We start from the raw sequence: 25,525 nt of genomic DNA, 5'->3' as shown, positions 1-25,525 counted from the left end.
AGGATAGTTTTATTCAGGAGTTTTCAGTAAATGGGGAGAAAAAACTTGCAAAGGCAAGAGATATAGAGTATAATATAGAATATGAGGACATTCTGCCTTAACAGTAACAGTAAAATGTAGATTACAAGAAGACTTTTGAAAAAACAGGTAGCTTTGTTTCAAGGTCAATAATTTTTACAGTTAACAGGTCCTTCTTAAACTCAAGTAAGCCAAAGCTTGGTGCATACCCCTTTTTATCTTCTTTCTGCAGGTGACCAGGATTTATGTAAATTATACCACTCTCTTTATCAATTTTTGGAATATGAGTATGCCCGTATAGCACCACTTTTGCCTCGCCTGTTTTTATCACCTCTTCTGGCTTTAAGTCAGTTGGCAAGTCATTCTTATGTGATTCACGTGTATGGGTTATAAGAGTGCTCCAGCCATCAAATTCAAATATTAACCTATTCGGTATATCCGGATTCTTGTAATGGTCACTGAATACACCTGGTATCCTTATTATTTCAACTCTCGGAGTCCCGTGGAGATGGGCAACTACATCTACATCCTCGTAGTCATCACCAAGGTGAATTATTTTTTCTATCTTATTTTTCTTAAGCCAGTCAATAGCATTCTCTACATTTTCTACATTACCATGTGAATCACTTATCACCCCCACTTTCATTTCACTTAACAATTTCTAAGCTCATATCAATAGATGGTGCTGAACGAGTTATTTTACCTACTGAAATATAATCTACACCAGTTTTGGCAATCTCTCTTACATTATTTAAGTTAATCCCACCCGATGCCTCCAGTTCTATTTTCGACTTTCTCTTTTTAGCTAATTTTACTGCTTCCCTCATTTCCTTTATTGGCATATTATCAAGCATTATCATATCTACTGGATAAGTAATAGCTTCTTTAAACTCAGATAAATTTTTCACTTCAATTTCAACTTTGATTTTTGATATTTGATTTTTGATTTTTGATATTGCTTCTTTTATCCCGCCCGCTGCCCGTATGTGGTTATCCTTGATTAAAATCATATCCCATAACCCAAACCTGTGGTTATAGCCACCACCACATCTCACAGCGTACTTCTCAAGTTCCCTTAATCCCGGAGTTGTCTTTCTTGTATCAAGTATTTTTACTTTCGTCCCCTTGACTTTATTAACAAATTTATAAGTTAAAGTAGCTATACCTGACAGTCTTTGCAAAAAGTTTAATGCAGTGCGTTCACATTTTAGAATTGCGTGTATTGGACCATGAATCTCAAAAAGTGTAGCCCCTTTCTTAAAAGTCTCACCATCTTTTACTCTTTGAACAAATTTAGATTCAGGGCTTATGGTTTTAAAGACTGCATTAGCAACACTACCTCCAGCAAGCACTCCAGGTTCTTTTGATATTATAAGTGCATTACCAGTGGCTGCTTCAGGTATAACGAGTTCTGTAGTGATGTCTCCTTTTCCGATGTCTTCTTTGAGTGCTAATCTCACTATTTGCTCGAGATGGTATCTCTTTAACTTCATCTGGAGGTCTCACCTCCTTAAGCCTCCTAAGTTTATCCCTCACTTTAGCGGCTTCCTCAAATCTTAAGTCAGTAGCTAACTTCTTCATTTGGCGTTCAAGTTCTTTTATCTGCTCAAGCCGCTCAATTCCTGACAGATACTCTTCCTCCTCTTCTTTTATCTCTTTAATTTCTCCTCTTGCATCAGCGACAGCTGTTGTGCTTAAAATCTCTTCTCGTGTCTTATAAATAGTGGCAGGTGTTATTCCATGTTCTTTATTATACTCAATTTGTAAATTCCTTCTACGTTCAGTTTCTTTTATAGCTTCTTGCATTGAAAGTGTGACATTATCAGCATACATTATAACTTCGCCGTTGACATTCCTTGCAGTCCTGCCCGCAACCTGTATAAGTGATGTAAAAGACCGTAAAAAGCCTTCCCTGTCCGCATCAAGTATAGCTACAAGTGAGACCTCAGGTAAATCAAGCCCCTCTCGTAACAAATTAATACCTACAAGACAATCAAAGTCCTCAAGTCTAAGACCACGCAATATGTTTACCCTTTCAATTGCATCAATCTCTGAGTGTAGCCATCTAACTCTTATATCAGCCCTTGCAAGATAATCAGCAAGGTCTTCTGCCATACGCTTTGTTAGAGTGGTGACAAGGACTCGCTCATGTCTTTCTGCTCGCTTCTTAACCTCATCTATAAGGTCGTCAATTTGACCTCTGGTCGGCTTAACAGTTATCTTAGGGTCTACAAGTCCAGTAGGTCTTATTATTTGTTCAACTACCTGTGCTGAATTACGACGCTCAAACTCTGCAGGGGTTGCAGATGTAAATATTACCTGATTTGTAAGTGATAAGAACTCGTCAAATTTAAGTGGCCGATTATCTAATGCTGATGGTAGCCTAAACCCATATTCTACAAGGACTTCCTTCCTTGACCTGTCTCCGTTATACATTCCATTTAACTGTGGAATAGTGACATGTGATTCATCTATTATAAGTAAATAATCTTTTGGAAAATAATCAATCAGACAAGCTGGCCGTTCACCCGGCTTACGCCCGGATAGCCACCTTGAGTAGTTTTCAATCCCCGGACAATAGCCAACTTCACGCATTAACTCTATATCATACCTTGTACGGGTCTCAATCCGCTGTGCTTCAAGTAATTTGCCGACTGATTTAAAATATTTAACCCGCTCAGCGAGCTCATCTTCTATACCCAAGATTGCCTGCTCAATAGTTGGCGCTGTGACTACAAAATGCTTTGCAGGATAAATATGAATCCAGTCGCACTTCCTATTTACTTCTTGAGTCAATGGATTAATTTCAGAAATCTTTGCTACATCATCACCATCAAATTCTACCCTTACTCCATACTCCTCATAAGCTGGATGCACTTCAACTACATCACCCCTAACCCTAAATGTGCCACGTGCAAACTCTACATCATTCCGAGTATAATGAATGTCAACTAATCTTTGAATGAACTCATCCCTCGCTATAGATTCACCTACTCTTATGCTGGCAACAAATTCCTTGTATGACTCAGGTGTCCCAATCCCGTAAATACAGGAGACTGATGAAACTATAACGACATCGCGACGCTCCAAAATTGACGAAGTTGCCTTAAGCCGTAGCCTGTCTATTTCATCATTAATAGAGGCATCCTTTTCAATATATGTGTCAGTTGGTGGTAGATATGCTTCTGGTTGATAATAATCGTAATAAGATATAAAATACTCTACTGCATTTTCTGGAAAGAAGCCCTTAAATTCACCATAAAGTTGAGCAGCGAGTGTCTTGTTATGTGATATAACAAGTGTAGGCTTCTGCACTGCTTGAATAACATTAGCAATTGTGAAGGTTTTGCCAGACCCGGTAACTCCAAGTAGAGTCTGAAACTTATCACCTCGCTTTATACCATCAACAAGCTGTTTAATAGCTTTAGGCTGGTCACCTTTTGGTTTATAATTAGATACAAGATTAAACTCCATTTTAAATCTGTAATGTAAGCTGTAGCACAAATTTTAATATCATACCAACGAAAACAGTAATAGAGATGCTACATAAAGTTCCTATAAGGTAATATTCGGCAACATTCCTATCTTTTAAAGCATCAAACCTTGCTATTGATTTAGCAGTCAATACCAAACCTATTGCAGCGTACTGGTTCAGGAGCACAAAACTCAAAATAAGAAACCGCTAAAAATATCCAATATACCTGCCAGCCCCTTTTCCTATTTGGTCCATATCATTGGGTCTAAACTTCCTACAAACTACTGAAACAATTGGACTACCCGTAAATATAACAAAAATATAACCAATTATTAAGTAAGTTATCCTCAATACACTATTACTTTCCATAATTGCCCTTGAACCACATAGGGTTTAAATTTATTTTTGAACCTAACAGAGTTCATTTTTCAACCTAACAAGGTTGATTTTCTTTTTTTCAACCCAATAGGGTTGAATTTGAAAGATAATTATGGACAAATTCTTCTGCCCTTTTTATAGCGTTATACTTTGCATCTTGTAAGGTTTTGGAGATTTCCCGTGCACTTCGTTCCTCTTTTTTAGCTACTCTTTCTAATGTCCCTAATTCTTCATACTCCCAAATTCTGCGATAATGGATATCTTTCCAAGATGATTTAATTGCACTAATAAGCAAAAATACAGTGTTGAGCACTACATCACTTTCTTTATTACCTGTAAAGAACACTATTTCCTGCGAACTCTTCTTTGCTTGCTCAAGTGCATCGCGAGAAAGATGAAAACAGTTGCCATCCATCTCCACCGTAGTCTTGGCTATATCAGTAGTTACTTTACCAAAACCTACGCCAAAATAGGTTTTAACTGGATAAAGCTGTTTTTGAAATTCTTTTATAATAGTAAATACTTTACTATCTAATTTAACAAGCCCTTGAAACTCATCGCCGCCAGAAAATGAGAATTCAACTATTATATCATTAGCAAACCTTTTATTTATTTTGTGCAAGATACTTTTTATCTCACTCTGCACAGCTGCTCTATTAGATAGCTTACTTGACCTAACAATATCATCTGTAATTACTGCATATTCCATAGGTCTCATTATATTACTTAATACTAAAGTTGTCAAGGCTTTGATTATTTTTAATAGCTTCTCTTATCTTACGCATTAATTCTATATAAAAATGGATGTTGTGAAGAGTAACGAGGACCGGCCCAAGTATTTCACCTGCCTGAAACAAGTGCCTTATATAAGCACGTGTGTAATGAGTACAAGTGTGACAGTCACAATCTGGATCTAATGGAGTAAAATCTTCTTTATAGGCTGCATTTTTAATCACAATTTTACCTTGTGCTGTAAACGCAGTACCAGTCCTACCATCCCTTGTTGGCAGGACACAGTCAAACATATCAATTCCAAGTTTTACATACTCAACTATATCTTCAGGTGTTCCCACCCCCATAAGGTAGCGTGGCTTATCCTTTGGTAACTCATCTATTACAGTTTTTACCACTTCGTGAGAGATAGCGACTGGTTCACCACATGAGACTCCACCTATTGCAATACCAGGAAAATCAAGTTCTAATACCTCTTTACATGACTTTTTTCTTAAATCAGGATAAGTGCTACCCTGGATTATTCCAAATAAAATTCCACCATTATTTGCAGCCTTGCATCGTTTTGCCCATTCAATTGTATGCTTAACTGCACGCTCTGCTTGGTCTTGTGTAGCTGGCCATGGTAAACATTCATCAAATGTCATCTTGATATCAGGTGCCAATGAGTTCTGGATTTCAGCTACAAGTTCAGGTGTAAATTTATGATGTGAGCCATCAAGGTGTGACATAAAAGTTACACCGTTATTATCTACTTCTTTTAAGTCAGCTAAAGAGAACACTTGGAAGCCACCAGAATCTATAAGTATAGGATGAGTAAATCCAGTAAACTTATGAATTCCACCTGCCTTTTTAATAGTCTCAATTCCAGGGCGTAAGTAGAGATGGTATGCATTCATACATATCATTTGAACTCCATTATCAAGTATATCACGAAACATCTGTGTCTTAACAGTGCCTTGAGTACCGACTGGCATAAACACTGGTGTTTCTACTATTCCGTGTTGGGTGTATAATTTACCTAGCCTGCCATTTGAGTTACTGGCTTCATGCACAATTTCAAAAGTCTTCATATTTAATAAATTTACATTAAAATTACTTAAAAATCAATTTTTTTGTTATGAGATTGCTTTGCTCACGCTCGCAATGACATTTTTGCACAAAAAATTTTCTGTAAAAAGATACAAACACCAATTTTTGATTGACTTTTTGCTATTTTATTATTACAGTTAGTAAACTAAGATTCATCCGATTTAGAAAATAATGGACGAAGAGATAAAAACTATAGTGTGGAATCCTAAAAATTGCTCAAAAGGGGTTTACTTTTGCGAACTAACTTCATCAGACTTGAAATTAGTAAAAAAGATGATATTACTAAAATAATATAAAGCATAGTGTAGCGTGGACTTTAGGTTTACAAATTTATCCTATGAAATTTATAGACGAATTTGCAAATAAGGAAGTAGCAACTGGTATAATTAATCAAATAAATAAAATTGCAACCAAGAAATGTACTTTAATGGAGGTATGTGGGACTCATACTATGGCATTGTTTAGATTTGGGATTAGAGATATATTATCAAATAACATCAATGTAGTCGCTGGCCCCGGTTGTCCTGTGTGTGTTATACCACAAGAAATGATTGATAAAGTTATTGAACTCGCTTCAAGTGCAGTCATTGCTACTTATGGCGATATGTTTAGGGTACCGGGTTCTCGTTCTTCTTTAGAAAAAGAAAGAGCAAAAGGTAGCGATGTAAGAATTATTTATTCTGCACAGGATGCATTACAGATTGCTATGCAGAATCCGGATAAAGAGGTTGTATTTTTTGCAATTGGATTTGAGACTACTACGCCAGCTACTGCTTATACACTGATCCAGGCAAAGGAGAAGCAAATTGATAATTTCTTTATCCTGTGTGGCCATAAACTTATACCACCTGCAATGGAGACTTTATGTCAAGGTAACCTAAATATTCACGGTTTTATATGCCCAGGACATGTATCAACTATTATAGGCTCTGCTCCTTATCAAGAGATTGCCAACAGATATAAGGTTCCATGTGTAATAACAGGATTTGAGCCACTTGATATCTTGGAGGGAATTTATGCGCTTATCAGACAGATAAATACTGATAGAGCTGATGTTGAAAATGCATATAAACGCGCAGTGAGGTTCTATGGTAACACTCTAGCAAAAGAGGTTATTGATAATGTATTTAAGGTTGTGGATTCAAACTGGCGTGGTCTTGGAGTCATACCAGGGAGCGGATTAGCCGTTAGGGATGAGTTTATTGAGTTTGATGCCGAGCAAAAGTTTAACATCCACCTGAGGCAGATTGAGCCTGTAAAACCGCAGCCCGGCTGTCTATGTGGTGACATACTTCGTGGTGTCATCACTCCACCCGAGTGCACAAATTTTGGCACCTTATGTACTCCAGAGGAACCACTTGGTCCGTGTATGGTATCATCTGAGGGCACCTGTGCTGCATACTATAAATACGGTAAAAAAGGAAATTCAAAAATCAAATAGCTTATGGATTCTGTTTTATTAGCTCATGGGAGTGGTGGTAAGTTGCAATCAGAGTTACTTAACGATTTAATTCTTAAATACTTCAAAAATTCCACCCTGAAGCTACTTGAGGACAGTGCAAGGTTAACTGGGAAAATTGCATTCACTACTGACTCTTATGTGGTAAAGCCAATATTCTTTAAAGGTGGAAATATTGGTAAGTTAGCAGTAGCAGGCACTGTAAATGACCTATTATGTGTAGGTGCTATCCCTTTATATATCAGCATTGCACTTATCATTGAGGAAGGATTTAAATTAGCTGACCTTGAAAGAATAATTGACTCCTCAGCAAAAGAGGCAAGCCAGTCTCATGTAGAAATAGTATGCGGTGATATTAAAGTTGTAGAACATGGTAAAGGGGATGGAATTTATATAAATACTTCTGGAATTGGTAAAATTGAGCATCCACTCTCACCTAAGAATATATGTGTAGGAGACATTGTGATGATAACTGGAACTATTGGAGACCATGGTATAGCACTATTATCTGAGCGAGAAGGGATGGAGTTGGATGTTCCAATTTTAAGTGATGCATCTAACCTATTATCAGTTGCTAATATCCTATTTAAGAGTCCTGGCATCCATTGCATTAGGGACCCGACGCGTGGCGGTTTAGGTGGGATATTGAAAGAGGTAGCAATAGCAGCCAATTTGGGGATAGAGATTGATGAAGAAAGCATCCCTATAAGATCAGAGGTGAGGGCTACGTGTGAGTTACTTGGATTAGACCCTCTATATATTGCAAATGAGGGTAAGTTTGTAATATTTGATGAAAGTGACAAAGTCTTAGATAAAGTTAAAAAAGACTCAAAAGCAAAGGATGCAGCAGTTATTGGAAAGGTGGTAAGAGACTATCCTGGTGATGTAATTTTACACACAAAAATAGGTGGCAAAAGGCTTATAGAGCTCCCGCGTGGTGAATTACTCCCAAGAATATGCTAAACTCCATTACACATATAGGAATTACAACTTAACTATTGTAGCACTATCGTTTTTTTGGTAATAACTTTTTCCTGAGTCCTAAGCTTTAAGAAATAAATGCCATCTGCTAATTCTTTACTACTCAAGTTGACAGAGTAATAGCCGGGCAACTTCTCCTCGTTGACAAGTGTTGCAACTATCTCACCAGCTATATTGTAAACCTTAAGTGATACCATCCCAGTTTTCGGGATTCCATACCTTATCACAGTATTAGAAGAGAATGGATTTGGATACGGCTCCTTAAGAGCTAACATCTGAGGAACACTGTTTATTGAAGCAGCGTCTTCAATTGCTATTGGTGAATTATTAAACTCACCATCAATTGTCTCGTGTGGAATTAGATTAGCATTGTAGTCTGCAAGTTCAACCTCATATAGGTCTAAGATAGACTCACCAGTTCCCTTGACTACAAATGTAATTGTTGCCAGTGTCCCATCACCACTTGCACCAGGATTCTGTCCTAAAGATGCTATAGCAAACCATACCCAACCCTCATCATAGAGTTCATTCTTAATAGTATAAGTATCATCACCAAGGAACAACCCAGGAATAATCTTAATCGCCTTTAAGACATTCGGATTATACTTTAACTTGAAATCGTACCCTTTGAGCCTATTAACATTGGAGATGTCTATATCTATATTAAATGTATCACCAGGTAATATAGCAGACATTGTAGGAACTACACTAACTGTCACAACCTCGTTTCTTTGAAGTGTCTTCTTTAAAATAGACAATAAGTTAGCTTTCTTACCCCCCATACCATACCCTGTGCAGAGTAGAACCACATCCAATATATCTATTTTTTTATTCTTGTTAAAATCAGTTTTTGGATTCCAATTTGGAGCATCAGGTGTAAGTGCATATACACTAGTTACCTTGACTAGGTCAAGTATATTAATCTTTCCGTCTTCGCCCTCGTATTGACCCCCTCCACCCCCAATATCACATATTTGGATTGGAGCTAAAATCTCAATTGTACGCCACCCAGAGTGGTCGTACCTGAAAGATAACTGTGAGAACCCACCACAAGTAAAGGTATCTCCCTGTTGGTTTATAAAGGTGTCTGCTTTTTGTTCTATTTCCAGAGCATCTTCTGCTATAGGAACTCCATCAACTGTAACCATAAATGTATGCTTACCACTTATTTTTAGAGTATCGTGTAGCAGACCCCATGGAATAGTAACTGCACAGTAACCAGATTGTTCAAGCCCAATAACCTTAAAACTTAGTTTCCTACTTCGACGATCGAAATCAAGTGTATCCTGAGTTTTAGCCTCTATATAGGAGTTAGAGCATATAGTTACATCATAAGAGTCGCATACTGTTGTATAAAACTCATGGCATTCTTCCTTACCTGTCCATGTAGTAAATGACCAAACAGGACTTTCAGTAGATGCACCACTCCTGTCTGTAGCAATTACCTGCCAGTAATAGGTGGTGCTATAATTCAGAGGGGTCTCAGGAGTATAGAATGTATCAGAGCCAGTGTATTTTAAAGTAGTAGGTGGGTTGAATGTATCTAAATAAAGCTTATAGGTGAGTAAGTCACCATCCGGATCTTCACAGCTCCATTTAATTATTGGGATGAGCCAAACACGACTACTCTTATCTCGTGGATATACACAAACTGGCTCATTTGGTGGCCGATTATATGGGTTAAACCCATATCGTCCTGTATGCCATATATCGTGATGGAACATAGGCCACTCAACTTGACTAATAGTAGCACAGTTAAAATCTGGTATTTGGAAGACCTCCAGTGCATCAGTAAAGGCTCTGGAAATCACTGTTCCCACTACTATCTCAAGTTTGCCATCTCTATTTATGTCTGCAATTGTTGGGTTTGAACCTTCAACCATTCCACCTATAGTCTCCTTACAGGCCAATATCGTTCCATTATGGTCGAGTATATAAATCTTCCCCTCCGGAGAAAGTGAGCTTTCCCAAAACCGTGATGACGTGCTTGCTCCAAACACTATCTCTAAATATCCATCATTATTAAAATCCGCCAATGCAGGGGAGGAAGTTACGTCCCAGTCAGGATGTGTCCCTATAGCCCATTTTTCTGTAAGCTCTGTTTCTCCATTATCTGTAAAGGCATAGAGCATTGAGCCAAGTCCAACTATTATGTCCAATGAGCCATCACGGTCAATATCACCTATTGCAGGTGAAGAATAAGCCAAACTTGTAAATAGGTTCTGCCTGATTATGTTTCCTTCACAATCGAAGACAACAATACCCCACCCATCAATAGGTTGTATTATCTCTAACCGCTGGTCACCAGTTATATCTGCAACCCCTGGAGTTGCAACTATACCATTGCTATAAGGAATACCCTGAAAACTATATTCCCATTTCTTAGCTCCATTCTTATTTAAAACACACAGTGTCGTCAAACCACCCCAGCTGGTTCCGTTACCTACGATGATATCCAACTCTCCATCTCTATCAATATCTGAGACAACTGGAGAAACAACTATCTCGCCCCCCATCTCAAATGTCCATATTGTGTTTCCATTAATTGAATTTAACGCCCATAGTTGCCCATCTGACCCTCCTATCAAAACATCCAAGTTTCCATCATCATTTACATCAACCAAGGCAGGCGATGAGACAACTCTATAGGGAGAATTCGGGATGCATGGAAGAGAAGTAGCCCATACTTTGATACCATCCATATTTAATACCTCTACAACAAATTTGGATGTTACCCCAAATTGACGTATTACATGAATAATCTCAAACAAGTCATCATTATCAATATCTGCAACAATAGGAAACGCATATCCTGAATAGGAATGAAAACCTGAGAGCAAATCCCCATCACAGCTATATACCCCTGGGCCACCACACGATGAAGTTGTATACCAATGAGCTACAATTATTTCCATTTTTTCATCACCATATGTATTAGCTAAACAAGCGCCCCTCACTGCCGAACCCAGGTAATTAAGAATCATCTCCTCAGTCCAGAGCGTGTTAAGTGCGTGCGCCTGAGAGTAGGTGGTGAAAGTATAAGTGTTTGATGTATCACAGTTGCCATATTCATCAGTTGAGATTACACAGTAATAATAGAGTTGAAAGGGGACTAATCCCTCAATGGTAATAAAATGTCTTTTAACGAGCTCTTCATCGACTGGTGTATTATTTTCACAAGTAGGAGTGGTGCCATATATCACTTGTGAATTACTCGGCTCATTTGTCTCCCAATAAATTGATGCTAAAGGAGATATGACATCAAATGCAAAAACTGAAGAGAACGTAGGTGGAGTGATATCTTCCAATGTAACAAAGGAGCCTTCTAACACATTATAATTACCATTTAAATCGGCAGACTTTATCCGATAATAGTAAGTTGTTGCGGCTCCCAAATCAGAGAGTATTATTTGGTGCTCTGTTACATATTCCCACTGTATATAGTTATCCCCATAATTTGGAGTAAGTCCATATTCTACCCATGAACTGGCTAATTCATCCGTAGTCCAAGTAATAGTGGCTTGGTGGTCTTCAGGAATTACTTGTAGATTAGATATTATAGGAGGAGTATCATCCTGTGGCGGCGGAGTGGCATCAAAAAATATAGGTGATTCCGGGTCACCAAAGATATTAAGGCTGTACAGGGAATATCGAGAAATCGGATTTACAAATGCCATTGGTACTGAGAGAGGCCTTGCTCTATTAAGGGCTATGCCAGTTGAATACCCGTTGTGATTAAACAAGGCGTCAAAAAAGTTTATACATAATAAACCAGAATAACCAATTTTTTTGGTTATGTTGCCATAGCCGTACCTCGTATTTGCTACCCAGGCTACACTCCCTCCATTTCTATTATTCATAAAATGTTCCACTATGCACTCTCCCCAATCATACGACCCAATAAAGCACGAAATTGCAACACAAACAGGGTATCTATCCCCATTTGTTAAGGCATCAGCATCCTCAGAGTAAAAGAGTTCTCTGTTTGGGTGCTGTCCCGCCCCAATTACATCATTATTACCATGAGCAGCCCAAAACAGGAGATGATATCCAGAATTGAGTGAATTAAAAACTGTCTGCCTATTCAAAGTCCCCATCTCTTCGTACAATTTAGTTATTGTATAATCTAATGGAGTAACTGATGCTATTGAGTCGCCTATCATACCACCCCATTTGATTCCAAATAAGTATTCGCCAATTAAAAGCATCTTCTTTTGATAATCTGTGGGTCGCTTGGTTGGGTCTTCGTAAGTTAATACTTTGTTCACAAATGTAGTACAATCTTTTGCATTATTGACAGATGCCCTACCCAGAAAAATATCAGGATATAAATCAAGACTATCTATGTTTTGGAAATTATGAGCATCATCATAGTACATCTCTCCATACTGACCGTTTCCATTTGCATCCCAATTACCATCAAGGTCTGCAAAGTATAGATCTGTAGGTGGCATCTCCCAATCTTGAAAGACTGGCGTGCCATCGGGATAGGTATCTGGGAACCATCCATATACCCTTGGCAGGACATTTTCGCCACCACCTAACAGAACCCAGCTTGTACCCCATTCAGAATTTGCATACTTAATAAAATTGCGAATCCTCTCTTTATAAGAGCCCCCTGGAAACTGTGCGTAAATCCGGTCAACATTTACAAGAGTTGCAGATATTCCTCTCGCTCGCTTCCAATTCACAAGTGTTTTAAAATAAGAGCCGACCTTGATTGTATCAGTAATAATCACATACTGAGTATCTGTCACAGCCTTACTACTTGGTGGCATAAATCTTGCCATATCTGTAGGATTTGCAACTAATCCTTTTACTATATCACCAAACACTTTATTCTGACGTCCAGACTTGGCAGTCACTGGGCATGCTCCTTCCTTATAGGTAACTCTCACTTTAATCTTGGTGTAAAGAAATAATTTCTTTTGTTGCGGAATGTATTGTAATGGATAGACAAGCATTCCTGCAATCCTATAGCCGCTCATCGTTCCAGTATGGATATACTGAAGTACTTCCCCTGGATACTCCTGCATTGAACTATATATTCCTGGAACTGGCTCTACCCAGGGTGGGAGCTCATCATTTATAGAGAGCTTTACAGGATGTTGGGCAGGTATGATATTATAATTTCCAGGAATAGATACCTTCTCTTTATCAATTATCTCCACTTTCTCAACGGATGCACCAGGTGGAATAAGCACATGTAAATTTATCAGTGGCAATGCAGGCTCTCCGAGTCTGGATGTAGCACTATTTAGACCAAGTTTAACTACATCATATTCTTTTAGTTTGCTAAACTCCAAATCTGCTGGACTAAATCTGAGCTCCTGAATAATTTCTCCTCCAAACGCAGGGATGGCTAAAATAAGAGCCATAGCCATCATCCCAACCTTTATACTCGCACATTTCCTCATTGCATACCTCCCTTTGAAAGAGCGGAAAAGAAACTTTATTCTCTCTTTCTCTTCTCTCCTTCTATTTATTACTTCATCCATACCTATAAACCTAAATCCATCATACACCTTCTTTATTATCAAAATCAACTATCAAATAATTGGATTTAACGATAAACTCGTATTTTTTGATGTTCTCTTCATTTAAACCAGTCAACTCTCTAATTTCATTTGGCTTGTATCCTTTAAAAAGCAAATCTTTTACTACAATATAATTTTTAATCCAATAAGGAAATTCATCAATTTTTTCCATGTCGCTATTTATAGTATAGCAAATTCCGTGTCAAATTATGTACAATTCAATTCTCAAGAACTATAACCTATTGAAAAATAAAAAGATAGCTTATAGAAATTTTAAAAAGGGGACCGAAAAAAACTTATGAAAAGATAGGGAAAATGTGACATATGGACACAGTGTGACAGAGATGTGTCAGATATGACTCGATTTAGTAGGGTATATTGAGAGCTTTCATTCTTCTGTATAGTTTCCGTCTGGGCCAGCCAATTATCTTTGCTGCCTTAGTTTTATTACCACTTGCTTTTGTAATGGCATTTATAATCATTCGTTGCTCTTCATTCATTGTTTCCTCTCTGAAAGGAGCTATAGAAGTAGCTATGCTTAAATTTGCAGCCCTTATTATATTATCATGACATAAAACAACTAATCTTTCAATTTCACGCTCCAGTTCCCTCACATTTCCGGGCCAGTCATGATAAAGCAATAAATCCATAACTTCTTTCTCAAACCCTTTAATGTTTTTATTCATTTTTATTGAGTATTTCTTAAGAAAATGCTGTGCAAGTAGTGGTATGTCACTCTTTCGTTCTCTGAGTGGAGGTAATTTTATTGTAATCCCAGTCAATCGATAATATAAGTCATCACGAAATTTGCCCTCTTTTACTTCTTTCTCTAAATCTTTATTTGTTGAGGTAATAATACGGACATCTACCTTTTTTGAGGATAGTCCGCCTACAGGTCTTATCTCTTTGTCTTCAAGCACTCTTAACAATTTTGCCTGTATCCCGGGAGTCAAGTTTGTGACATCGTCTAAGAATAAGGTACCACCATCTGCTTCCTCAAATAAGCCCTTCTTTGTACTAACCGCTCCTGTAAATGCACCTTTTACATAGCCAAATAGCTCGCTCTCTAACAGGGTTTCGGGCATAGCTCCGCAAGCTAAAGCGATAAATTTATTATCCTTTCGCTTACTATTGTAATGTATAGCCCTCGCAACTAATTCCTTACCTGTACCTGTCTCTCCGGTAATCAAAACCGTAGCGTCTGTATCAATTACTTTTTCTAAAAGATTGTATAGCTCTTGCATCTTTGGATGATTACCTATTATATCTTTAAATCTGGGCTTTACTTTTTTTTCACCCTCATAAACTACTTCTTTTGGAATCTCTTTTATTACCTTTTGAACTCTGGTAATTGCTTGTGAGATATTTCCCTTAAGTGAAGGATATTCTTCTTCCTTTAACTTTTCTAGCCAATGTAATACATGCTCATCGCCGATATTTACTAATCCTTCTATTACCCATCTTTGGATATGCTCATCTTTTATTTCAAATAATGAAGTTAGAGTACCAAAAGCTGAGGTTCCTATTTGTGATAAAATAAAGATGGCGTATCGGGGTTCAATTTTGTTCCTTACAGCAATATCAAGGAAAGAAAAATTATTTCTGCACTTTTTAATCAAAAAGTGGTCATACCCATATTTGCTTGCTAGCCTTAATGCTTCCTTTATATAATATTTTAATTTTTCCTTTTGAGTAGGTATAGCTTTTTTAAGATAAAGTTGAGTAAGCCAGAAGTAAACTTGCGTTAGGTCATAATTAACTCCAAGATTTTCAATTATGGAAAGTGAGTCTAATAAAGTTTTTTCAGCCTCATCTAAAGCTCCAATAGCTATGGCAATTTCACCTTTGGTCAAGAGTACTTGGGCAAGCCATAAATTTTTGCTCCCCTCCTTGGCGACTTCTAATGCCTTATTGATACATTGTTCTGCACGATAATAATCGGCTTGAAGTAAGTGCAGTCTAGCGATGCCATCCAAACACAGAATTTGTAGCTGCATATCTTTGAATTTCAAATTCAGTGTTAATACTTCTTGATACTTCTCCATAGCAGATTCATATTCTTGAGTCTCACTCAACACCTCCCCCATTGTTAAGTAAGCGTTGGCTAATCCTCTTTTGTCATTGAAATCTTTGCAAATTTGGATGCCTCTTTCTAACCACATTTTACCTTGAGAATAATCTCCTTTCATCAATGAAAGCCCAGCCATATTATTATAGGTACCGCCTGCCCAGGGTGGTAGAATCTTACTATATATTTCCATGACCTCTTTATAAATCTGTTCTGCACGAGTAAAATCGCCCTGACGATGATGGATCGCTCCCAAGTTATGTAATAACATAGTTTGAAGAGGAACATTTTCTATCTTTTTACATAAAGAGAGCGCTTCAGTTAAATTTTTAATTGCCTCTTTATATTCACCTTGTCTTTGGAAAGCACTTCTTATTGCATTTAATATATTTGCCTTAAGAGAATACTCCTTTTCGGGTGCCAATTTGAGCGCCTTTCCTAAAAGTTCTAATCCTTTATTAGCGTCTCCTCTTAAAATAGTTATTGTTCCAATCCCATAAAGTGTGCGGCATAATCCGAGTTTATTACCTCTTTTACTAAAGATTTTTTCTGCCTTCCCGAACTGTTGTAACGCCTCATCCCATTCTCCCCATCTATAGAATATCTCACCTTTATAAGTCAAAAGCCAAGGATGATTATCTACCAAATCGAGTGGTAAACTATTTATCCAGCTGTTGACCGTATTCAACCTCCCTTTACCAATCATGTCTTTTGCTCCCTTTTCTATAAGGTCTGCCGCTTTCTCATAATCTGCCGATGCAAGCCAATGCAGAATTGCGCTCTCTATATCATTTACTTGAGTAAAATATGTAGCAGCCTTCCTATATAAATCTTTAATTAACTCTTTATCAAAAGTTTTGTTCACCAGGTTTATCAAAAATTCTCTAAAAAGTGAATGATACTTAAAGGCATTTTTCTTGCCCGGAATAGTAGAAATAAAAAGATTAAGTTTCACTAATGAATCTAACATCTCAGCAGAGTTACTTATTTCAAGCAAATTATTCAAGAGTTCTGACTCCATAGATTCTAAAATAGACGATTTAAGCATAAAGTCTTGTAAAGACTTCGGTAGTTTCTGCATTATCTCATTGCTAAAGTATTCGAATACTTTTTCACCAGCTTTTGAATAAATATCTGTTACTTCATCCGGTCTTTTATAGCTTAATTCCTGGGATATAAGTTGAAGTGCAGTAACCCAACCTTTAGTATACTCTTCAAGCTTAGTTAATTCTATCTCAGGAATATCTATATGATAAATATCTTTAAATAGGGTTTTTACTTCTTCCTCTGTAAACTGGAGGTCTTCTTTTTTAAGTGCGAACAGTTGCTGTTTTGCACTTAACTTTGTTAATTGGACAGTAGGTAAAGTGCGAGTTGAGATAATCAGATGTAATTTTGGGGGCTGATGCTCAAGTAGATAGTCTAATGCATCATTTATTGATTTCGATTCACTTACTAAATGATAGTCATCTATGAATATAAAAAGCTCATCCTTTAAAGTATCCATAAGTTCATTAATAAATGTGCCGATTACCATTTCAATGTTAGCGGATGTAATATTTTTGATAACAATCTTTGTTTTATTACCAAAATTTGGATAAGCTTGGATAATGCTTTCTACAAGATAAGTCATGAAAACTATAAGCTCAGTATCTCCTTTATCTACAGTAAGCCAAGCCCTTCTGTGTTGCTCAATCTCTGAGGCCAGATCTAAAATAAGTGTCGTCTTCCCATAGCCAGCATCTGCTGAAATTAGAATAAGTTTCTTATCAAGATTATCACGAAGTAAATTTAACAGCCTTTGTCGTTTGAGTATATTTTTGCCAAGTTTAGGTGGTGTAATCTTCGTCTTTACAATTAAGTGGTCTTCCATTAACAATTCCTCTATAAATAATCTATCACACAATAGTTTAATAAGCAAGAAATTTTTAAGCAATTATGTCTAAATCAGTTAACAGAGAGGATTACATCATTAATATAATTCGTTTTCTAATTAAATCCGTGTAAATCGTAGTTACAAAAATATATCTTGACAGGTCTAATGAGTAGGATATAATTTGAATATGTTTAATGAAGAGCAGGAAAAAATCAGGATTGATAAGCTGAACAAAATTAAGGCGAGTGGTATAAATCCTTATCCTTACAAGTTTGAGATAAGCCATACTATTCAGTCTATTCGTGGTAATAGCGGTTCACTTATAGAGAAGAAAACGCAAGTTAAGCTTGCCGGTCGTATAACAGCTATCCGTGGACATGGGAAGGCAAGTTTTGTAGATATACAAGATGAGGAAGATAAAATTCAGCTCTATTTTAAATCTGATGTACTTGGTGATAAGTATAAAAATTTTGACCTCATTGATATAGGCGATTTTATTGGAGTTGAGGGTAAAATATTTGAGACTCGGACTAAGGAGCTTACTGTATTAGCAAACGATTTTGTTTTACTTTCCAAGTCTCTTCATCCATTACCTGAGAAGTGGCATGGATTACAGGATAAGGAGTTAAGGTATCGTAAGAGGCATCTTGACCTTATTATGAGCCCTGAAGTTAAACATGTGTTTCTTACGAGGGTTAAAATAATTCAGGAAATACGTAATTTTTTAGATAGCCATGGCTTTATTGAAGTTGATACCCCTATATTACAGCCAATTTATGGTGGTGGCTTTGCTGAACCATTTAAGAGCTACTATAAGACTTTGGAACGCGACTTTTACTTAAGGATTTCGGACGAGCTTTACCTTAAGAGGCTCATTATTGGCGGGTTTACAAAGGTTTACGAGTTTGGCAAAGATTTCAGAAATGAAGGTATGGACAGAGTCCATAATCCAGAGTTTACACAGCTTGAATTATATCAAGCTTATGCAGACTATGAGGATATGATGAGAATTGTAGAGGAGTTGTTTGAGACATTGTGTGTGAAGTTGAAGGGGGGCAATGAAATTGAATACCAGGGGACAAAAATAAAATTTAGCCCAAAATGGAATAGGATGCCATTCTTTGAAGCACTAAAGGAATATGTAGGAATGGATTTAAAAAATTCTACTGAATCAGAATTAGTTAAGATTGCAGAAAAAAATGGTATCACTGTGGACAAAGGATATCATCGTGGTAAAATTCTAAATGCAATTTTTGATACCCTCATTCAACCAAATCTTATTGAGCCTGTTTTTATAATTGATTATCCAAAAGATATATCACCACTTGCAAAAGAGAAGAGGGGTGACCCAACTCTTGTTGAGCGCTTTGAGCCATTTGTGTGTGGTATAGAGCTTGGGAATGCGTTTTCGGAGCTCAACGACCCATTAGAGCAAATTGAGCGGTTTAAAGTGCAGCAAGAGTTTAGGCGTAAAGGTGATATGGAGGCACAGGTTATGGACGAAGACTTCATTGAAGCACTTGGCGTTGGTATGCCGCCTACTGGGGGGCTGGGGCTTGGGATTGATAGGATAGTGATGCTATTTACAAATTCGTATTCTATTAAGGATGTGATATTATTCCCACAACTGCGGACATGAGATTGGAACTCTTTATAGCGCGTAGGCATATCACTGCGTCGGGTGGTGTATTCAGGAAAGTAATTTCGGGTATCTCAGTTGGAGGTGTTACAATTGGAGTTGGCTGCTTACTTGTAGTTATGTCAGTTATGAATGGATTCCATAAAGAGTTACGTGATAAGATATTAGCTACAAGCCCTGATGTGATTGTTCTTAAGTTTCACAATGAGTCCATATCAGATTATAAATCATTGATACAGCGTATTTATAAGATTCAGCATGTAAAAAGTGTTGAGCCATTTATTTATTCCAAGGGAATACTAAAGAGTAGGACAACACAGGATGGAGTTATATTGAGGGGTGTAATTGGAAACGATAAGATTAAGAATTTAGATGGTGAGCTTACCGGGCTTGTACTTGGCAAAACTCTTGCAGATGGGCTTGGTGCATTCTTGCACGATACATTGATATTGTTTGGAGTACAAGAGTTAAGCCCATTTGGAATAAGGACAGGAAAATTTGAAGTTACTGGTATATTTAATGCTGGGCTTTATGAATATAATTCATCACTCGCTTATTTACCACTTAGCTCTATTCAAGATTTTCTTGGCATTGGCGATAAAGTGACAGGACTTGAACTACGGCTTGATGATATCTACAAAGCACCTGGGGTTGCAGTTGCTATAAATAAAGAGATTGGTTACCCATATTATGCTACACACTGGATAGAGTTAAATTCAAATTTATTCTCTGCGTTAAGATTGGAGAAAGTGACAATGTTTACATTACTATTACTAATAATTGTAGTTGCCTGTTTTGGGATAGCGGCTACTCTTATTATGCTTGTAACACAGAAGACAAGAGAAATAGGGGTATTGAGAGCTATAGGGGCGACTTCAAATATGGTAAGACGTATTTTTATGTTAGAGGGGCTGTTAATAGGGCTGGTAGGGACTATAGTTGGGACAGGAATTGGGTTGGGTCTATCTTTTATACTTAGTAAATATCATTTTATATCGTTGCCGCCCGGTGTATATGGAATTGAGACATTACCTGTTTGTATGAGATTAACTGATTTTATCCTTGTTGGCATAGGTGCTATCTTTATATCATTTATTGCAAGCATTTATCCGGCTTCAAAAGCAGCAAAATTATTACCATCAGAAGCAATAAGATATGAGTAAAGTTTGCTCAAAGGATATTATACTTGAGGCTCAAGATATTTACAAGATTTATAAAGAAGATACAAAGAAAGTTGAAGTCTTAAAAGACTTGAATCTTCAGGTCGCTCTGGGTGAGATAGTTGTGATTTTTGGTCCTTCTGGATGTGGTAAGACTACTTTGATTCATATACTTGGTGGGCTTGATAAGCCAACGCAAGGTAAGGTACTACTTGGTGGGGTAGATATTTTTGCACACTCAGATAAAGAACTCTCTAAAATAAGGAATAAAGAGATAGGGTTTGTATTTCAGTTTCATCAGCTGATGCCTGAATTTACTGCACTTGAGAATGTCAAGCTCCCCACTCTAATTGGTAGAGAAAATCAACTTACTGAAAGATGTACCCTACTCCTTGATGCAGTAGGGCTAAAAGGTAAAGAGCATAAAATTCCACCGCATCTCTCAGGTGGTGAGCGTCAAAGAGTGGGAGTAGCGAGGGCGCTTGTTAATAATCCGAGAATTGTGCTTGCAGATGAGCCTTCAGGGAACTTGGATCCAGAGACAAGTGGAGAGTTACATAACCTTTTCTTGAAACTTAATAAAGAACACAATGTAACATTTCTAATTGCTACCCATAAAGAGTCACTTGCTAATATAGGGAGTAGAGTGTTAAAATTGGAAGCTGGAAAGTTAAAGGAGGTATGATGCTTTGTGATATATGCCATGAAAAGGAGTCTACTGTATTTTACACTGTAATTGTGAATAATCAGAAGACTGAGCTTCATTTATGTGATGACTGTGCCCAAAAGAAGGGTCTTATTAAGCCATCTAGCCTATTTGACCTTAAGGAGTTTATCCCATTAATACCACATGAGCCAGAAGTTGAGGAACTTAAATGTCCAAGATGTGGCTTATCATATAGAGAATTTAGAGAGACTACTAAATTTGGCTGTGCAGATTGTTACAAGACATTTGAAAAAAAGATATCTTCATTACTCCGCCGAATCCATGGCAGTACACAACACATTGGAAAGACAATTGGTGCTGAGCCTGATGAATATAAGAAAGATAATAGAATACACGAGTTAAGGAGCCGTCTTAAAAAAGCAGTAGAGAACGAGTCGTACGAGGAAGCAGCCCGTATAAGGGATGAAATAAGGAAGATTAAAAACTCAAAATGGTAGATTTTTATTATGAAATTTGCTGACTTACTTACAAGCTCACCCTCCTGGACTAATGCTGAAGGTGAGTTTGCAGAGATTGTACTGTCGTCAAGGATAAGAATAGCAAGAAATCTTTCTCAATTTAAATTTCCGTTAAGAGCAAAAAGGGATGAGCTTGAAGAAATCTTTAATTTCATAGAAGAGCGGGTAGCAACAGTTCGTGGCGATAAACTTATAGTTCCATTGGCTGAGCTCTCTCCTACTGAGAGAGAATTCTTGGCCGAACGCCATCTTGTGTCACGTGAGTTTCTTAAAAATGGTAAAGGGAAAGGTGTAGAGATATGGAAAGGTGAGAGTTTAGCTGTTGTCATAAATGAAGAGGACCATTTGAGGCTGCAAGCACTGACTCCGGGGTTAAACTTGGAGAGAGCGTATGAACTTGTAAATAAGCTTGATGATGAGCTATCCGGGAAACTCCCATACGCATTTTCATCCCAATTTGGTTACCTTACAGCATGTCCTACAAATACTGGAACAGGATTGAGAGTATCTGTACTTATTCATTTACCAGGTCTTATACATTCAGGTAAGATAAGAAAGGTGCTTGAAAAACTTGGTCAAGTTGGCTTATCAGTAAGGGGCTTATATGGTGAAGGGACAAAAGTAGAGGGAAATTTCTTCCAGATATCAAACCAGACAACACTAGGCAGGAAGGAGGAAGAAATTGTTGACGGCTTGCATAAAACGGTACTACAAATTGTAGAATACGAGAATAATGCAAGGGAACTATTGCTTAAGAGTGCAAGACTCCAAATTGAGGATAAAATATGGCGTGCATATTCAATACTCAAAAATGCAAGACTTATATCAAGTGAAGAGTTCATAAATCTATCATCTGCTGTAAGATTTGGGATTGGAGTTGGAATCTTAAAAGGATTACGGTTACAGACTTTAAATGAGCTGTTGATATTTATTCAGCCAGCCCATTTACAGAAAATTACAGGAAAGCCTATGGAACCCAGTGAAAGGGATGCAAGAAGGGCAATGTATGTGAGACAGAGGCTGTGATTACTGTATAAAATGGTTCTTGCTATAGGTATAGGAAACTCTACAACCTGTATCGGGTTATTTGAGGGTAGAAAACTCATAAATCCACAAAGAATAGCAAATAATAAGCTGGCCGGGATAAAGGAATGGTTGCCAAATAAAAAATTGGAAGCCGTGATAATCTCATCCGTTATCCCAGAAAAAGACGAAGTTTTTACTCGTGTAATTTATGGATTTTACAAAATAGCACCAATCTTTATAAATGCTAAATACCTTAATGGAGCCTATGCAGGGATGGGTGCTGATAGGATAGCAAACTTAATTGGCGGAAGCAAGCTTTTCGGATTACCAATTTGTGTAGTTGATTTTGGGAGTGCAACAACTATTGATGTTTTATCAGCAAAAGGTGAATATGTTGGTGGGATTATCTTACCCGGTGTTAAATTAGGGCTTCAATCATTGCATCAACATACAGCACTACTTCCTATTATTTCTGTACCAAAAGTGGCGACAGCTATCCTTTGTAAGTCTACTAAAGAGTGTATTAAAGCAGGTGCATACTGGGGTGAGATAAGTAGAATTAATGGGTTATTGAATGGAATTAAGAAAAATTTTAACAAAAAGAGGTGCAACCTCAAGTTTGTAATCACAGGTGGATTAGGTAATATTTTTAGCAAGCCACTTAATGTCCTATATGAGCCCTGGCTAAGCCTATACGGACTTAATTTTATTTGGGTTAAAGATAAAAGATAATAGTAGAATATAAAACGAACATTTTGTGTTATTCCTTCTGGCGGCGTAGCTCAGTTGGTTAGAGCAGGGGAATCATAATCCTCGCGTCGTGGGTTCGAGTCCCTCCGCCGCCAATTTTTATATTTGGATTTTGGAAAGTATTTTGTTAAAAATTATCACAAAAACATGAAAGAATGAAAGCACGAAAAGGATTTAAGCATAAAAATTGGTATTTTTAAAAGACTTCGTGTCCTTCTTTTATTTTCGTGATGTCCTATGCTTAAAATAAGTCTAAATAAGGAACAAGAAAGTAAAAGCATCAAAATTTTAACAAAGCATTGTTTGAATTTGAATTTAAACGGGTTTATTCTTGTGGCAATTTCATTATAATTTCTATTCTTCTGTTGAGTGCCATTCCCTGTTGTGTCTTATTATTTGCAATTGGTTTTGTAGCCCCAAATCCCTTTACGGTGAGCCTATCCCCGGATACACCGTGTTTTCTCATAATGTAATCTCTTACTGCATTAGCACGTGCATAAGAGAGCTCTAAATTATTTTTAAACTCTTTTGTGTAGATAGGTCTTGAGTCAGTATGGCCATGTATTTCAAATATGTTTTCTGTGTATTGCTTTATAAAGGCGGCTAATGTATCCAGTTCCTCGTAAGCGGCTGGGTGAATATACGACTTTGCACTCTCAAAGTATAGCCTTAGGGTTTTAACATTTTTAAGTATACAATGTAATAAAGTCCCTTTACCTTGCTCAACAATAACATCTGGTATAGTTTGCGTAAAGTATTTATGCACATCCGCCTCTATAAAGACAGTATATGTTCCTGGTGGTATATCAGTGACTGCATACCAGCCATCAGCATCTGTGGTAGTAGTAGCAGTTACCTGTCCTGTATAGTGGATAGTAGCTAGTAATGGCTCATTAGCTTCACTCCCTGTCACTCTCCCAAATATCCCTGTTATTCCTGGAGGTAGTTTTTCTTTTGGACCTATATAATTAATAGCAAGCTCTATCCTTTTAGTCTTTTCGGCCACTACTGTGAGTGTTTCTTCGCTTAATGTATAGAAGTCTTTTTGTGCAGTAACCTTAAGTCTGCCTGTAGGTATGTCTTTAAACCTAACCTCTCCGTTATCTTTAGAAGTTAATACTGTATCACTCATTACTCCTTTTATTATAACTATTGCTTGAAGTGGCTCCTGTGTCTCAGCATTAAACACTTTAACAACAACATCTCCTGTTTTAATAAATGGTTTAGGCATAAAGCCCCATATCCAATTCAACGCAATTCTATGTGTTATTCCTAAGTCTCCACAGGATGCATAGGCATAGTCTATTCCTATATTTTTAGCCCTTATTCCGAAGCCTGCGCTTATATTATTAGTAGATAATTGAGTTTCGTCCCTGTATCTATAGCCACCTCTAATTGCAAATACATCACCAAGCCATAGTTCACCACCCAAATGGTAATGTGGCTTGCCAAATTGTGGCACATTTGCATCAATTGCAATGTTTAGAGCATGTAATAGAGTTAGACTGAAGCCTGTTTTTATGTTAATTGGCAATTTTTCTGTTGCTCCAAAAGAATAGTTTACATCGCTTCCTATGTTTTGTAGGCTTATTCCAAAACCGGCTTTATTGCCTCTCCATAAGAAACCTATATCACTAGCGATAGCTTCCCCTTTATCACCATGAAGACCTGTAATTCCGGGGTCCAAGTTCTGGTATAATCCTTTCATAGATAACCCAAAATACAACTTCTCTTTAATTCTCATCCCATATGCAATATTTAGCATTGATTCGTAGGTTCTGAACTCTTCTAGAGGCTGGTTAACCTCTGTATATCCTTCTATTCCACTAGCCCCTGAATATAGAAAGCTTGTAGCAACAATACCACCTGCAGTTTTAACTCCAATTCCTCCATATTCGTCCCTAAACCCTGATGCCCATTCCTGGTGACATAAATTTACTTCATTCCATGATAGCTGGCCCAATCCTGCTGGGTTACACCATATTGCAGTTATATCGTCTGAAATAGCACAAAATGCTCCACTCATAGCAGCCATCCTGGGACCGAGGTCAATTTCAAGTATTGAAAAAGTAGCTCCACCTGTAGTTGTTTTATCAAATTGCCCGTAAATAGGAAGAGTAAAGAACGAAATTCCTAATAATATTTGCAT

Annotated in this window: 19 protein-coding genes and 1 tRNA gene; 9 read left to right on the top strand and 11 right to left on the bottom strand. The window is 37.3% G+C overall.

Annotated features, from left to right (window positions below):
- Window positions 1-121: 121 nt before the first annotated feature.
- From QMD71_05095 to tgt, 7 genes are all read right to left on the bottom strand, one after another.
- Entirely contained in the window at window positions 122-664 is a 543-nt protein-coding gene (locus QMD71_05095; protein ID MDI6840207.1) for a YfcE family phosphodiesterase, read from the bottom strand.
- 1 nt (window position 665) lies between these two features.
- Window positions 666-1,511, bottom strand: coding sequence for a carboxylating nicotinate-nucleotide diphosphorylase (gene nadC, locus QMD71_05090; GenBank protein ID MDI6840206.1), 846 nt, complete (start codon window positions 1,509-1,511; stop codon window positions 666-668).
- Complete coding sequence (gene uvrB, locus QMD71_05085; GenBank protein ID MDI6840205.1) at window positions 1,414-3,492, bottom strand: excinuclease ABC subunit UvrB; 2,079 nt, start codon at window positions 3,490-3,492, stop codon at window positions 1,414-1,416. The genes nadC and uvrB overlap by 98 nt, the downstream gene beginning before the upstream one ends.
- Window position 3,493: 1 nt before the next feature.
- The gene (locus QMD71_05080) at window positions 3,494-3,679 is read right to left on the bottom strand and encodes a hypothetical protein (GenBank protein ID MDI6840204.1); all 186 of its coding nucleotides are present in this window, start codon (window positions 3,677-3,679) and stop codon (window positions 3,494-3,496) included.
- A gap of 21 nt (window positions 3,680-3,700) precedes the next feature.
- Window positions 3,701-3,862: a hypothetical protein gene (locus QMD71_05075; GenBank protein ID MDI6840203.1), complete on the bottom strand. Its 162-nt coding sequence runs from the start codon at window positions 3,860-3,862 to the stop codon at window positions 3,701-3,703.
- A gap of 88 nt (window positions 3,863-3,950) precedes the next feature.
- Window positions 3,951-4,580: a SatD family protein gene (locus tag QMD71_05070; GenBank protein ID MDI6840202.1), complete on the bottom strand. Its 630-nt coding sequence runs from the start codon at window positions 4,578-4,580 to the stop codon at window positions 3,951-3,953.
- Between the two features lie 13 nt (window positions 4,581-4,593).
- Window positions 4,594-5,676, bottom strand: a complete 1,083-nt coding sequence (gene tgt / locus QMD71_05065) for a tRNA guanosine(34) transglycosylase Tgt (GenBank protein MDI6840201.1) — start codon at window positions 5,674-5,676, stop codon at window positions 4,594-4,596.
- Between the two features lie 356 nt (window positions 5,677-6,032).
- On the opposite strand from tgt, the gene hypD reads away from it, so the two are divergent.
- Window positions 6,033-7,136 carry a hydrogenase formation protein HypD gene (gene hypD, locus QMD71_05060; protein ID MDI6840200.1) on the top strand — a complete coding sequence of 368 codons (1,104 nt, stop codon included), beginning with the start codon at window positions 6,033-6,035 and terminating at the stop codon, window positions 7,134-7,136.
- A 3-nt stretch (window positions 7,137-7,139) separates the two neighbouring features.
- The gene (gene hypE, locus QMD71_05055) at window positions 7,140-8,117 is read left to right on the top strand and encodes a hydrogenase expression/formation protein HypE (protein MDI6840199.1); all 978 of its coding nucleotides are present in this window, start codon (window positions 7,140-7,142) and stop codon (window positions 8,115-8,117) included.
- A gap of 32 nt (window positions 8,118-8,149) precedes the next feature.
- Here hypE and QMD71_05050 read toward each other — a convergent pair whose 3' ends face one another.
- From QMD71_05050 to QMD71_05040, 3 genes are all read right to left on the bottom strand, one after another.
- A complete protein-coding gene (locus QMD71_05050; GenBank protein ID MDI6840198.1) occupies window positions 8,150-13,660 on the bottom strand; it encodes a C25 family cysteine peptidase in 5,511 nt (1,836 codons plus the stop codon).
- On the bottom strand, window positions 13,653-13,844 hold the full coding sequence (locus QMD71_05045) for a hypothetical protein (protein MDI6840197.1): 192 nt from the start codon (window positions 13,842-13,844) through the stop codon (window positions 13,653-13,655). Before QMD71_05045 ends, QMD71_05050 begins: the two co-directional genes overlap by 8 nt.
- Window positions 13,845-14,037: 193 nt before the next feature.
- Complete coding sequence (locus QMD71_05040; protein ID MDI6840196.1) at window positions 14,038-17,646, bottom strand: sigma 54-interacting transcriptional regulator; 3,609 nt, start codon at window positions 17,644-17,646, stop codon at window positions 14,038-14,040.
- Between the two features lie 157 nt (window positions 17,647-17,803).
- Between QMD71_05040 and lysS the strand changes: the two genes are divergently transcribed.
- The 7 genes from lysS (at window position 17,804) to QMD71_05005 (ending at window position 23,471) form a co-directional block, all read left to right on the top strand.
- Window positions 17,804-19,255 (top strand): lysine--tRNA ligase, encoded by a 1,452-nt coding sequence (gene lysS, locus QMD71_05035; GenBank protein ID MDI6840195.1) that lies wholly within the window; start codon window positions 17,804-17,806, stop codon window positions 19,253-19,255.
- 2 nt (window positions 19,256-19,257) lie between these two features.
- Window positions 19,258-20,418 (top strand): ABC transporter permease, encoded by a 1,161-nt coding sequence (locus tag QMD71_05030; GenBank protein ID MDI6840194.1) that lies wholly within the window; start codon window positions 19,258-19,260, stop codon window positions 20,416-20,418.
- Window positions 20,411-21,100, top strand: a complete 690-nt coding sequence (locus QMD71_05025) for an ABC transporter ATP-binding protein (GenBank protein ID MDI6840193.1) — start codon at window positions 20,411-20,413, stop codon at window positions 21,098-21,100. The genes QMD71_05030 and QMD71_05025 overlap by 8 nt, the downstream gene beginning before the upstream one ends.
- A complete protein-coding gene (locus QMD71_05020) occupies window positions 21,097-21,579 on the top strand; it encodes a UvrB/UvrC motif-containing protein (protein MDI6840192.1) in 483 nt (160 codons plus the stop codon). Before QMD71_05025 ends, QMD71_05020 begins: the two co-directional genes overlap by 4 nt.
- Window positions 21,580-21,588: 9 nt before the next feature.
- Entirely contained in the window at window positions 21,589-22,626 is a 1,038-nt protein-coding gene (locus tag QMD71_05015; GenBank protein MDI6840191.1) for a protein arginine kinase, read from the top strand.
- A gap of 12 nt (window positions 22,627-22,638) precedes the next feature.
- Window positions 22,639-23,358 (top strand): type III pantothenate kinase, encoded by a 720-nt coding sequence (locus QMD71_05010; GenBank protein ID MDI6840190.1) that lies wholly within the window; start codon window positions 22,639-22,641, stop codon window positions 23,356-23,358.
- 39 nt (window positions 23,359-23,397) lie between these two features.
- Window positions 23,398-23,471, top strand: a tRNA-Met gene (locus QMD71_05005).
- A gap of 230 nt (window positions 23,472-23,701) precedes the next feature.
- Here QMD71_05005 and QMD71_05000 read toward each other — a convergent pair.
- On the bottom strand, window positions 23,702-25,525 hold the full coding sequence (locus tag QMD71_05000) for a PorV/PorQ family protein (protein ID MDI6840189.1): 1,824 nt from the start codon (window positions 25,523-25,525) through the stop codon (window positions 23,702-23,704).

Source organism: bacterium, from assembly GCA_030018315.1.
Taxonomy (GTDB): domain Bacteria; phylum Hydrothermota; class UBA3073; order JACQXS01; family JAGMCI01; genus JASEGA01.
This window is presented reverse-complemented; position numbering and strand designations above follow the sequence as displayed.